The sequence below is a fragment of the Methylocystis borbori genome (assembly GCF_036576025.1).
Lineage (GTDB): Bacteria > Pseudomonadota > Alphaproteobacteria > Rhizobiales > Beijerinckiaceae > Methylocystis > Methylocystis borbori.
In genome coordinates this window covers 17,096-29,855 of record NZ_JAZHYN010000018.1, presented here as the reverse complement: position 1 = coordinate 29,855, position 12,760 = coordinate 17,096, and the positions used below count along the sequence as shown (strand labels likewise).

Sequence of the window (12,760 nt, the reverse complement as noted above, 5' to 3'; positions counted from 1 at the left end):
AACGCGCCCTGATTTCTTGATTTGCGGCTATTTCCGATCGATCGGACGATTCCGTTCGATCGGAAACGGCGTTAGCGCAGCCGCTCGTCGACAAACATCTCGTCGTCGTCGCGCGGCAGCAGCGATATGGGCTCGTTCGCCGTCCGGCGGGACATTTGCGCGACCGGCGCGGGGGCCTGCGCGGTTTCGGCCGCGGCGGCGCGAAGGCCAAGCCCGTCGCGCTGATAGATGTCGTCGCGGAACTGCGTCACGCCGTCCGGCGCCGCCCAGGCCGTCACATAGACCCAATAGACCGGCACGGCAGGCGTGATCTTGACGTCGATGCGCTCGCCAGAAGCGATCACCTGATCGATGTGGTCGCGGTCCCAGCCGGGCGTCTCCTTCAGCAGCCAAGCGACATAGTCGCGCACATTCTGCAGGCGGATGCAGCCCGAGGAGACGAAGCGGAAGTCGTCGCCGAAGACGCCCTTCGCCGGCGTGTCGTGCATATAGACGCCGTAGGGATTGGCGATGTCGATGCGCACGACGCCGAGCGAATTGAAGTCGCCGCCGATGTCCTGCCGGAAGCGGAAGTTCAGCGCGTCGAGCGAGCGCCAGTTGATCTGCTCGGGCTGAAGCTCCTGATTGTCCTTGTTGTAGACGCGGATGTGATTGGCGCTGAGATAATTGGGGTCCGCCTGCATCTTGGGGATGAGATCCTTGCGGATCACCGAGGCGGGGACGGTCCAGAACGGGTTGAAATTGACCTGAATCGCCTTGGTCTGCATCACCGGCGACTGCCGGTCGATCTTGCCGACGCCCGCCATGTGATGGGTGATGACCTCGCCATTCTCGACCGTCTCCACCGAGGCGGCCGGAATATTGGCGGTGACGTAGCGATTGCCGAGATCATGCGAGAAGCTGCGCAGCCGCACGAGATTGGTCTCGAGCTGCTGCAGCCGCGTCTCCGCCGGCACGTTGAGCGCCTGAAGCGTGGACTGATTGACGACGCCGGTGGCGATGACGCCATGGCGCGCCTGAAAGCGGCGCACCGCCGCCTCGACATAGGAATCGAACACGGGGCTCGTCCCGGTCTCCGACCCGATGTCGCCAGAGACGATCAGGCGCCGGCGCAACATCGAGACCGCCGGACCGTTCGAGCCGAGCCGCAACTGCTGGCCGGCGGGCACCTGCGGCCAGCCGCCATTGGCGACGATCTCGCGGAAATGTTCGATCGCCGCCTCGGTGGCCGCGACCGTCTGCGGCGAGAGAATCGGCGTCGTCGAGCGGGAAACCGTGAGGCGGGCGTCGGCGTCATAGCGCTGCGCCCACTCCGCCTGGCCGCCGAAGTCGGAAGCCGCCAGGGCGGGCGACAGGCCGGCCGAAAGAATCAGCGCCGCGCCGCAGGAAAGCCGGGAAATCTTGAGTATTCGCACAGATCGCTCCACTTTTGCGTCCTCCGCCCGGCGCAACCGCGGCGGGATGGCCAAAAGACGACGCCGGCCCACGGGCCGCGCCGCGTCATTCCCCTCACTTGTGCATCTTCAGCGTTAACAAGGCGCGAATAGTCCGGCGTTTTTGTGGCCGGGGCCGAGAGCGGAACGCTTCCGCCGTTTCGCCGCCTCAACCGCGGTTAACGCCTTGTTAATTGAGCCTTTGCGCGAAACCGTCAGCCGACCCGCGTCCAGCCGCCCATGCCGAGCCGCTCCTGCGGCAGGAAGCGCGACTTGTATTCCATCTTGCGCGAGCCCTCGACCCAATAGCCAAGGTAGACGTGCGGCAGCCCGAAGGCTCGCGCCCGCTCGGCATGGTCGAGAATCATGAAGGCCCCGAGCGAGCGTTGCTCCAGCTCCGGCTCGTAAAAGGAATAGACCATCGACAGACCGTCGGAGAGCCGGTCGGTGAGGCAGCAGGCGACGAGCGCGCCGGCCGCCCCGCCCCGCCCTCTCGCCAGTCGATATTCGAAGAGCCGCGTGTCGACATGGCTGTCCTCGATCATCATCTGATAATCGACCATGCTCATGTCGGCCATGCCGCCGTCGAAATGGCGCGCCCCGACATAGCGGCGAAACAAGGCGTATTGCTCGGGCGTCGCGCGCGCCGGCCGCGTCTCGCCGACGAGATCGGCGTTGCGGCGAAGGACGCGGCGCATGCCGCGCGAGAGCGAAAACTCGTCGATCTTGACGCGCACCGAGACGCAGGCGCGGCATTGTTCGCAGGCCGGCCGATAGGCGATCGTCTGCGAGCGGCGGAAGCCCGATTGCGTCAGCGTATCGTTAAGCGCCGGCGCGCGCAGTCCGATGAGATGGGTGAAAACCTTCCGCTCCTCGCGGCCCGGCAGATAGGGGCAGGGCGCGGGGGAGGTCAGATAGAACTGCGGCGCGTCGCGGGGTTCTTTCGTCACGCTCGATCGGTCCAGATTCGTTCATTAATCTAGAGCGCCGGCGCCCGCTGCGCCAAGACCGGATTTGGCCCAGACCGAATTTTGAGGCGCCAAAAAGAAGAATTCAGGCCGAACGGCGCAAAACGACGACATCGGCGAGAATGTCGTGCAGGCACCGCTTGTCGTTTGTAAACAGCGAGACGAGCAGCAGCGGCGGAAACAGCCAGGTGACGTAGAACAGCACGGCGTGAACGGCCGCCTGCAGGAAAGGGACCGGCTCGCCGTCCATGCCGCGCATTTCGAGGTCCATGACGGCCATGCCGGGCGTCGCCATGCGCCAGCCGGAGACGGTCAGCCCATTGTAGAAAAAGGCGACGATCGGGAAGAGCGGCGGCAGCAGGAACGCCGACAAGCCTGCGCTCAAGATGAAAAGCGCCACGAAGAGCGCCGCCGACAGGCCGGCGACGAGGATGAAGTCGAGCCCGACCGCGACGATGCGGCGCGTCCGCACGCCCTCCAAAGCTTCGCGCGGAATATAAGGCGCGGCGCGCGAACCGCCGGCGTCCGGCCGGCCGGCGTCATAAGAATTGCCGTCGTTCATCGATCCTCGCCTTTGCGTTTGGTCCTGCAGAGATCGGCGAGCCGAGCCGTGGTTTCAAGTAGGCCGCGCGCCTCGTAATTTCAGCGAAAACGCATATCTAAGCAAGCGGAGGACCGCCATGTTGAAGACCTTCGCTCTCGAAGAATTCGCGCCAGTCCCTGAGGAAAGAGGACCGCTCGCGGCGCCGCCCGCCGGCGCGCTGGACGCCGCGGCGCAGGCCCGCCTCGACCGGCTCTATGAGGCGCTGAAAAGACGCGCCGCGCATATGCTGGGCTATCCCACCAATTTCGATTTCGACTATCGGGAGCTTGAACGCTTTTTCGCCTTCTCGATGAACAATGTCGGCGATCCTTTCGAGGACACCCTCTACTCGGTCAACACCCATGAATTCGAGCGCGAAGCGATCGACTTCTTCGCGCAGCTCTATCACATCCAAAAGCCGAATTATTGGGGTTACGTCACGCAAGGCGGCACCGAAGGCAATATGTACGGCCTTTATCTCGCGCGCGAAGTCTGCCCCAACGGCGTCGTCTATTTCTCCGAGGACACTCATTACAGCGTGATGAAGATCGTGCATGTCCTCAATTTGAAGCATATCGTCGTGCGGTCGCAAAAGAACGGCGAGATGGATTACGGCGACTTCGCCGACATGCTCCGGCTCAACCGCGACAAGCCCGTGATCGCGCTCGCCAATATCGGCACGACGATGAAAGGCGCGGTAGACGATCTTGGCAAGATCCGCCAGGCGCTGCACGACAACGCCATCCACCATTCCTATATTCACTGCGACGCCGCATTGTTCGGCATGACGCTGCCGTTCATCAAGGACGCGCCGGCTTTCGATTTCGCCGCGGGCGCCGATTCGATCGCCGTTTCGGGCCATAAATTCATCGGCATGCCGACGCCCTCCGGCGTCGTCATCGCCAAGCGACACAATGTCGAGCGCGTCAAGGCGGCGATCGAATATATCGGCGCCTCGGACACGACCATCGCGGGATCGCGCAACGGCCTGTCGTCGTTGATGCTGTGGCGCGCGATCCAGGCGCTCGGACGCAAGGGATTTGAAGCCCAGGTGAAAGCCTGCCTGAACATGGCCGACTATGCGCTCGCGCGGCTGGCCGAAATCGGCTGGCCGGCCTGGGTCAATCCTTACTCCAACATCGTCGTGCTTGACCGGCCGCCGCGAGAAATCATTCGCAAATGGCAGCTCGCGGTGAAGGACGATTTCGCCCATCTCATCATGATGCCGCATGTCAGCAAGGCGAAGATCGACGCTTTCATGCGGGACCTGCGTCGCGTCTGCCCGGCGCCCGAGCCGATGCCCCGCCGCAGCGCGGCGTAAATGCGACAGCCGACGCCGCCGATGGATTGCAGGCGCGAATAGCCCTTGCACGACGCGGCGTCGCGCGCGTAAAATTTTCAATTCGCTTCGCTCAATTTATTTGGAGATGGAGATGTTCAAGACCATCGTCCTTTTTTCGGACGGCACCGGCAATAGTTCGTCCTCGCCTTTCAAGACCAATGTCTTTCGTCTCTACGCCGCCCTCGACATGCGGCCGGATAAGGGCCAGATCGCCTATTACGACGACGGCGTCGGCTCCTCCCAGCATCGCTGGCTCGCCATCCTGGGCGGCGCTTTCGGCTATGGGCTGAAGCGCAATGTGCTCGATCTCTATAAATTCCTGACGCGCCATTACGCGGATTCGTTGCAGACGCTCAAAGATCCGGCGACAGGGAAAATCCCCGAGGACAAGAAACAATATATTCCGAAAATCGCCTGTTTCGGCTTCAGCCGGGGCGCCTTCACCATTCGCGTCCTGATCGGCCTCGTCGCTTCGGAAGGCCTGCCGGTCAAGGCGGATTCGGAAAAGGAGCTCGATCGGCTGGCGCGGCGCGCCTATCAGCGATTCAGGGCGCAGAAATTCCACACCGTCTTCAGGCTCGAAAACATCTGGCGCTGCTTCCGCGACAGGATTCTTATTCCCTTTCTCGACCGCAACGTCGATCCTTATGACCCTAACAAGAATTGCCATGTCGAGGGGATCGATTTTCTCGCCTTATGGGACACGGTCGGCGCCTATGGCATGCCGGTCGAGGAGCTTCGCATCTTCATCGACAAATTCATCTTTCCCTTAACCTTCAGCAGTTACGATCTTTTGCCGATCGTTCGCGTCTCGCGCCACGCGCTTTCGATCGACGACGAGCGCGACGCCTTTACGCCGATCCCTTTCGACGACGCGGAAGCGCGCCGCGAGGCGCAAGCGGCGCGAGAAAAGATCATCGGGCGCGAGATCGCCGCGGGAAAGACTCCCGAAGAGGCGGAAGACACGGCCTTTCAAGAAGTCTGTGAGCGCAGCCAGCAGATCTGGTTCGCGGGCGTGCACGCCAATGTCGGCGGCGGCTATCCCGACGACAGCCAGGCGATGTTGCCGCTGCGCTGGATGATGCTGGAGGCGGAGGCGCGAGGGGATCTCGTCTTTCTCGATTCAGCGAGAAACGACATTATCGGCAAGGCGACTCCCTTCGGGCAGTTGTATGACTCGCGCAGCGGATTCAACGCGCTCTATCGCTACAAACCGCGCGACATTCCCGACGTATTGAGATGCGCGCGTCAACGCACCTTGAGGGTGCGGGGGAAGAGCGCGCGGGAAATCGCCGAAGCGCCGCTGGCGCGCGCATTAATCCATGAAAGCGTCATCTATCGAATGGCGCTGGGGTTCCAGGGCTATGCGCCCATCGCCCTGCCGCCGCATTTCGATGTCGTCGACAATACGGGTCGACCGAAAGCCTTCGTCGATTTCCACGCCGATGCGCGATCGCGCAAAGGCCGATTCATCAGCGGCAAACAGACGGGAGCGCCGGCAAGGATGGCGGGGCTGGCCGAACTCGTTGAAAAGCTGGACACGCCCACCAAGGAAGCCCTCGATCTTGTCGCCGCCGCCGTTTTCTGGCGGCGCGTCTCCTATCAGGTCACGCTTTGGTCGCTGATCTTTCTCTTGCTGACGCCGCTCTTCGAGCGCCGGGAGGTCGATCCCCGCAATCCCTTCACCACATTTTTCAATTGGATCGTCGGCTTTGTCGCAGGCTATCTCCCTGGCTTTTTGACGCCCTGGTTCGACGCCTTCCGCCAATATCCGGTCTATTCTGGTCTGTTAGCCGCGCTCTTTGTCGCGTCATTCCTTTGGGGATTCCGCTTAAAGCGCACCATCGCGGATCGCTCCCGCTACGCCTGGCATATGACCGAGCGCCGGTCTCAAAATTTCTTCGGCCGCTGGCTTTGGGATCCCATCGCGACCCTTTTGCTGAACTCCCGACTCGCCAATGGCGCCTGGCGATTCCTCTCCTTCAAAGTCGCGCCAACCGCCCTGTTCCTCGCGACCGCGATCGCCATGTTCTTCTTTTTCGACCGGCTTTATTTTCACTATCGCGCTTTTCAGGGCGGCGTGTGCAAAGACTCCGCCTCGCTCCAAAATTTGTCGAAGGAAGAGACCATCGACTTCTCGATCGACAATCCTTGCGCCGCTACCGGCTTTAAATTGGAAAAGGGCCGCTATTACGCCGCGACCTTCAAGATCGAGAAGGAATGGAAAGACGCCTCGCTCGCCGCCAATCTCGGCGGCCTTAAGCGCGACGAACTCTCCCGCGGCCAAAAAATTGGGTTTTTCCTGATGGGGCTCACGGTCAAACGCGTGCTCGGCGAGCCCTGGCTGGAGCCGATCCTGCAAATTGGCCGAAGCGGCTTCGACCTCGTCCCGGGAGAGCCTTTTGTGCCCTTCCCGAACGGATCGCCGAAAAACGAAATGACCGTGCGGTTCAAATCGCCCGCAGCCGGCGAACTCTTCCTTTACCTCAACGACGCCTATTCGGGCGTCCTCCCGCTCACGACGATCTTTGGGCAGGAGCCAAATCCCGACGGCGACCCCCGCCATACCTATGGCAACAATAAAGGGACGGCCAAGATTAAAATCGAGCCTCTGCCTGCGGAATTCGGGGATTAGTCGCTTCCCCGCCTTGACGGCGGCGCTGCGATTGTCGAAAGCCTCGGTCTACCTCGGCGCGGCGCCTTCGCCCGCGTGGGACAGCCTCGGGAAAGATCACATGGCCAGCAACGCCGTCGACGGCGGACATTTGCGCGCCTTTGTCGAGCGAATCGAAAAGCTCGAAGAGGAGAAGCGCGCCATCGCCGACGACATCAAGGACGTCTACGCGGAAGCGAAAGGCACGGGCTTCGACCCCAAAGTGATGCGCAAGATCGTATCGCTGCGCCGGCAGGACAAGCATAAGCGGCAGGAAGAGGAAGAGATTCTCGACCTCTATCTCTCGGCGCTCGGCATGGAGTAGCCGCGCGCGCTCCGCGTGTCCCCTGACCCCGCTGCGAGGGTCGAAGCGGAACATGCTAGGCTCCGATGTTACGCGATCGTGAATTTTAAAAAGTCGCGCCCCTGACGCGAGGCGTTGCGGGCGACGCGCGGATTTGTTCTAGTCGCAAAGCAAGTCCGACGGAAAAACAATGGCCAATCGCGAGCGCAAGCGTCTCGAGCCGGAAGGAGAGGTCCGCGCCGTGCTAACCGCGGCCGCGACGGGCGACGTCGAAGCCGCCTTCCGGCTTGTTTCGGCCGCGCCAGAAGGCTTGTCGGGCGAGGAGGCCTTGCTGCGGCTGAAGCGCGTGGGGCCGAACGCGATCGCGCATGAGGCGCGCGCGGGACTGCTGCGCGAAATCGTCAGAAACATCCTCAATCCGCTCAACGGCCTGCTGTTGACGCTCGCCATCATTTCCTGGCTGTTGAGCGACGAGCAAGCCGCGATCGTCATTTCGATCATGGTCGTTCTCAGCGTCACGCTCGCCTTCGTGCAGGAGCATCGCTCCAACGCCGCCGCCGCGAAGCTGCGCGCCATGGTTCAAACCCACGCGACCGTCCGCCGCCCGGAAGCGGCCGGCGTCGATGACGGCTTCGTCGAGACGCCGCTCGAAGCGCTCGTTCCCGGCGACGTGGTCCGTCTCTCGGCGGGCGATATGATCCCGGCCGATCTGAGGCTCATCGAGGCGAAGGATCTCTTCGTCAATCAATCCGCGCTGACGGGCGAGGCGATGCCTTTAGAAAAATTCGCCCAGGCCGTCGCGGATTGCCCCGACCCGTTGTCTTCCGAGAATCTCGCCTTTATGGGCTCGAACGTCCTCAGCGGCTATGGGCGCGGACTCGTGCTCGCGACCGGCGGGCGCACGTCTTTTGGCGCCGTCGCGGGCGGCCTTCTCGCCAAGAAGGGCGATACGAGCTTCGACGAGGGCGTCAAAAGCTTCACCTGGCTGATGATAAAATTCATGTCGGTGATGGCGCCGACGATCTTTCTCATCAACGGATATCTGAAAGGAGACTGGACGGAAGCCTTGCTTTTCGCCGTCGCCGTCGCCGTCGGCCTCACGCCCGAAATGCTGCCGATGATCGTCACGGTCAATCTGGCGAAGGGCGCGCTGGCGATGTCGCGCAAGAAGGCGATCGTCAAACGGCTCGACGCCATACAGAATTTCGGCGCCATGGACGTGCTCTGCACCGACAAAACCGGCACGCTGACGCAGGACCGCATCATCCTGAAGCGCCACACCGACCTTTACGGGAACGACTCGGCGCGCGTGCTCGAATTCGCTTATCTCAACAGCCACTTCCAGTCCGGCCTCAAGAACCTCCTCGACGTCGCCGTGCTCCAGCACGTCGAACTCGAAGAAAAACTTCAACCCGGTCATCGCTTCGACAAAATCGACGAAATCCCCTTCGACTTCGAGCGGCGGCGCCTCTCTGTCGTCGTCGCGCGCGACGACGGTCCGCATCTTTTGATCTGCAAGGGCGCCGTCGAGGAAATCTTCGCCGCCTCGACCAGTTACGAAACAGAGGGCGAACGCGGCGCGCTCGACCCTTCGCATCGCGAAGCGGCGAAACGCGAGACCGCCGAATTGAACGCCGACGGCTTTCGCGTCGTCGCCGTCGCCTATAAGGAGATGGCGCCCGAGCAGCGCGCCTATACGATCGCCGACGAAAGAGAGCTGACGCTGCTCGGCTATATCGCCTTTCTCGACCCGCCCAAGGACAGCGCCGCGCAGGCGATCGCGGAACTGGCGCGCGTGGGCGTCTCTGTGAAAATCCTCACCGGCGACAATGAGATCGTCACGCGCAAGATTTGCCGCGACGTAGGTCTTGCGATCGAGGGCCTGGCGCTTGGCGCCGAGATCGAGCCAATGAACGACGAAAGCCTCGCCGAATTCGTCGGCTCCGTCACGGTTTTCGCGAAACTGTCGCCGCCGCAGAAGGCGCGCGTCATCAGGGCGCTGCGCGCGCATGGCCATGTCGTCGGCTATCTCGGCGACGGCATCAATGACGGCCCGGCGCTCAAAGCCGCCGATGTCGGCATCTCCGTCGACTCCGCGGTCGATATCGCGCGGGACTCGGCCGACATCATCCTGCTCGAAAAAAGTCTCGCTGTGCTCAACGACGGCGTCGTCGAAGGCCGCAAAGTGTTCGCCAACATCGTCAAATATATCAAGATGGGCGCGAGTTCGAATTTCGGCAATATGTTCAGCGTGGTCGGCGCCAGCGCCTTCCTTCCCTTCCTGCCGATGACGCCCATTCAGATTCTCACCAATAATCTGCTCTATGATTTCTCGCAGACCGCCATCCCGACCGACAATGTCGATCCAGAATATCTCGCGCTTCCGCGCAAATGGGATATCGGCGGCGTCGCCAAATTCATGCTGTATGTGGGGCCGATCAGCTCGATCTTCGACTATGCGACCTTCATTCTCATGCTCACGCTCTTTAACGCCTGGGACAAGCCGCAATTGTTTCAGACGGGCTGGTTCGTCGAATCCCTGCTGACGCAGACGCTCATCATCCATATCATCCGCACCAATCGCATCCCTTTCTTCCAGAGCCGGGCGAGCGGCGCGCTGCTCGCGACGACGATCCTCGTATGTCTTGTCGGCGCGGCGCTGCCCTATTCGCCGATCGCGCATGTCTTCGGCTTTACGCCCTTGCCATGGATCTATTGGCCGATCATCCTGTGCTTTCTCATCGGCTACGCCATCCTTGCGCATCTTGCGAAGACCGCTTTCGTGGAACGTTGGGAGGAGTGATGCGGGAGGCGTCGACCAAGGCATGACGTTCGGCGCGCAGGAAGAAGTCGTCGAGTTTCTCGCGTCGCAGGGCGGCGGCGCGGAGCGGATCGTCACGACGCATATTTCCATCGTGTTTCTGGGACGCGAGCGGGTCCTCAAACTCAAGCGCGCGGTGCGTTTCCCCTATCTCGATTTCTCGACGCCCGAGCTTCGCCTCGCCATGTGCGAGCGCGAGGCGGCGCTTAACAAAAGCTTCGCGCCCGAACTTTATCTCGGCGTCCATCGCGTCACGCGCGAAGCGGACGGGAGCCTCGCGCTCGACGGCGCAGGCGAGACGATCGACGCCGTCGTGGCGATGCGCCGCTTCGCCGACGGCGATCTTCTCGACGAGGTCGCGCAAAGCGGCCGGCTGACGAAAGAGGTGATCGAGACGCTGGCGAGAAAGCTCGCCCGGACGCATGACGAAGCGCCCGTCGATCGCGCGCGCGGCGGATCGGCGGCGATGCGGCATAGTCTCGACAGCACGGCGGCGAGCATGCGCGACGCCAAGCTTTTCGCTCCCGAAGAAGTCGAGGCGCTCGTCGCTGACTTAAATAAGGCGCTCGATGCGCAGGCCGCGCTGCTCGACGCGCGCCAGGCGCAGGGCAAGGTCCGGCGCTGTCATGGCGATCTGAATTTGCGCAACATCTGCCTCTATCGGGGCGCGCCGACGCCTTTCGACTGTCTCGAATTCGATGAGGAAATGGCGACGATCGACGTGCTGTACGATCTGGCGTTTCTCCTGATGGACCTATGGCGCGTCGGCGCGCCGCCTTTCGCCAATCTGGCGCTGAACCGCTATCTCGACTCCCGCGACGAGACGGACGGCTTGCCGCTGCTCCCTTTCTTCATGTCGCTGCGCGCCGCGATCCGCGCCCATGTCGAAGCCTCGCAAGACCATGAAGAACGCGCCCGCGCCTATTTCGTGCTCGCGCGCCAACTTCTCGCGGCGCCGCGCGCCGCCGTTATCGCCATCGGCGGCCTGAGCGGCTCGGGCAAATCAAGCGTCGCCGCGGCGCTGGCGCCCGGCGTCGGCGCGCCGCCCGGCGCGCGCATCGTCAACAGCGACCGTATCCGCAAGCGACTCTTTGGCGCCGCGCCCACCGAGCGGCTGCCGCAAGAGGCCTATGCGAGCGCGGTTTCGGAGAAAGTCTATCGCGAGATGTTCGACGCCGCGGCGCGAACGGCGGCCACGGGCTGGCCTGTTATCGTCGACGCGGTCTTCGACCGCGCGCCCGACCGCGAAGAAATCAAGAGCGTCGCGGATCGGCGTCAAGCGCCCTTTCTCGGCGTCTGGCTCGATCTCGATTTCGAGAAGCGCGCGGCGCGAGTCGATCAGCGCCGCAATGACGTCTCCGACGCGACGCGCGAGGTGCTCGCCAAACAAATGGAGAAAGCGACGGGCGGCATCGACTGGCTCAAGATCGACGCGTCGAAGGACGCGGCGACGATCGCCGCCGAGATCGAGAAGGCGCTGGACCCCTCGTTGCGAGACGCCAAGTCGTGATGTCATTCCCGACGCGCGATTTGCGCGCGATCGGGAATCCAGAATCGCAACAATAGTCTTGCATATTGCTCTGGACTCCCGGTCAGGCCTTCGGCCTGCCGGGAATGACAATCGGCAAGCGCCTATCATTGCGGAGCGCGTAAGCGATCACGGATTATGGAATGAGCACCGCCGCGCCCTGCAGGCGTCCCGCGCGCAGATCGGCAAGCGCCTCATTCGCCAGCGCGAGCGGATAGGGAGCGGCGTGCATCTTCAAAGGCAGCGTCGGCGCGAGCGCGAGAAATTCGCGCGCATCCTCGCGCGTTAAATTCGCGACCGAGAGAAGCCGCCGCTCCTCCCACAGCAGCGCATAGGGAAAACTTGGAATATCGCTCATATGAATGCCGCCGCAAACGACCGAGCCGCCCTTCTTCGTCGCCGCGAGCGCCGGCGGAACGAGCGCGCCCACGGGCGCGAAGATCAGCGCGGCGTCGAGCTTTTCCGGCGCAGGCGCGTCCGACCCTTGCGCCGAGGCCGCGCCGAGCGACAGCGCGAAATCGGCGGCCGCCTTATCTCCCGGCCGCACGAAGGCGTGGATGCGCTTTCCCTGCGCGATGGCGACCTGCGCGATGATATGGGCGGCGGCGCCAAAGCCGTAGATTCCGACGACTTGCGCCGCGCCCGCCATCTTCAGCGTGCGCCAGCCGATGAGGCCGGCGCAAAGCAGCGGCGCGAGCGTCGCCGGATCGCCAGCTTCAGGCAGCGCGAAACAATAGGAAGCGTCGGCGATCGTATGGGTGGCGTAGCCGCCGTCGCGCGTATAGCCGGTGAAGAGCGGATCGTCGCACAGATTCTCGCGCGCGCTCAGACAAAAGGCGCAATGTCCGCATGTATGGCCGAGCCAGGGGACGCCGACGCGTTGGCCGAGGGCGAAGCCCGCGACGTCGGCGCCGACCGCCGCGACCCGGCCGACGATCTCATGGCCCGGAACGATGGGAAGCTTCGGCTCGGTCAATTCGCCGTCGACGACATGGAGATCGGTGCGGCAGACGCCGCAGGCCTCGATTTTGAGCAGCAGTTCGCCCGCGCGAGGCGACGGGAGCGGCCGCTCCTCCATGACGAGCGGCGCATGGGGCGTCGGCAGGACCATCGCTTTCATGATCTCAG

9 protein-coding genes are annotated in these 12,760 nt (G+C 62.9%); 5 read left to right on the top strand and 4 right to left on the bottom strand.

All coding sequences use genetic code 11. The features are described 5' to 3' along the window. Positions 1–71: 71 nt before the first annotated feature. From V3H18_RS07970 to V3H18_RS07960, 3 genes are all read right to left on the bottom strand, one after another. The gene (locus tag V3H18_RS07970; protein WP_332081478.1) at positions 72–1,415 is read right to left on the bottom strand and encodes a L,D-transpeptidase family protein; all 1,344 of its coding nucleotides are present in this window, start codon (positions 1,413–1,415) and stop codon (positions 72–74) included. Positions 1,416–1,648: 233 nt separating this feature from the next. Continuing rightward, on the bottom strand, positions 1,649–2,383 hold the full coding sequence (locus tag V3H18_RS07965) for an arginyltransferase (RefSeq protein WP_332081477.1): 735 nt from the start codon (positions 2,381–2,383) through the stop codon (positions 1,649–1,651). Between the two features lie 103 nt (positions 2,384–2,486). Then, positions 2,487–2,963, bottom strand: coding sequence for an RDD family protein (locus V3H18_RS07960; RefSeq protein ID WP_332081476.1), 477 nt, complete (start codon positions 2,961–2,963; stop codon positions 2,487–2,489). 118 nt (positions 2,964–3,081) lie between these two features. On the opposite strand from V3H18_RS07960, the gene V3H18_RS07955 reads away from it, so the two are divergent. The 5 genes from V3H18_RS07955 to V3H18_RS07935 all read left to right on the top strand — a co-directional run bounded on the left by V3H18_RS07955 (position 3,082) and on the right by V3H18_RS07935 (position 11,614). Continuing rightward, the gene (locus tag V3H18_RS07955; protein ID WP_332081475.1) at positions 3,082–4,305 is read left to right on the top strand and encodes a histidine decarboxylase; all 1,224 of its coding nucleotides are present in this window, start codon (positions 3,082–3,084) and stop codon (positions 4,303–4,305) included. Between the two features lie 112 nt (positions 4,306–4,417). Further along, positions 4,418–6,961, top strand: coding sequence for a DUF2235 domain-containing protein (locus V3H18_RS07950; protein ID WP_332081474.1), 2,544 nt, complete (start codon positions 4,418–4,420; stop codon positions 6,959–6,961). A gap of 100 nt (positions 6,962–7,061) precedes the next feature. After that, entirely contained in the window at positions 7,062–7,304 is a 243-nt protein-coding gene (locus tag V3H18_RS07945; protein ID WP_332081473.1) for a DUF2312 domain-containing protein, read from the top strand. A gap of 169 nt (positions 7,305–7,473) precedes the next feature. Next, entirely contained in the window at positions 7,474–10,086 is a 2,613-nt protein-coding gene (mgtA, locus tag V3H18_RS07940; protein ID WP_332081472.1) for a magnesium-translocating P-type ATPase, read from the top strand. A 22-nt stretch (positions 10,087–10,108) separates the two neighbouring features. Then, positions 10,109–11,614 carry a bifunctional aminoglycoside phosphotransferase/ATP-binding protein gene (locus tag V3H18_RS07935; protein ID WP_332081471.1) on the top strand — a complete coding sequence of 502 codons (1,506 nt, stop codon included), beginning with the start codon at positions 10,109–10,111 and terminating at the stop codon, positions 11,612–11,614. A 154-nt stretch (positions 11,615–11,768) separates the two neighbouring features. Here the strand turns inward: V3H18_RS07935 and V3H18_RS07930 are convergent, their stop codons facing one another. After that, positions 11,769–12,752: a zinc-dependent alcohol dehydrogenase family protein gene (locus V3H18_RS07930; protein ID WP_332081513.1), complete on the bottom strand. Its 984-nt coding sequence runs from the start codon at positions 12,750–12,752 to the stop codon at positions 11,769–11,771. Between the last annotated feature and the right edge of the window lie 8 nt (positions 12,753–12,760).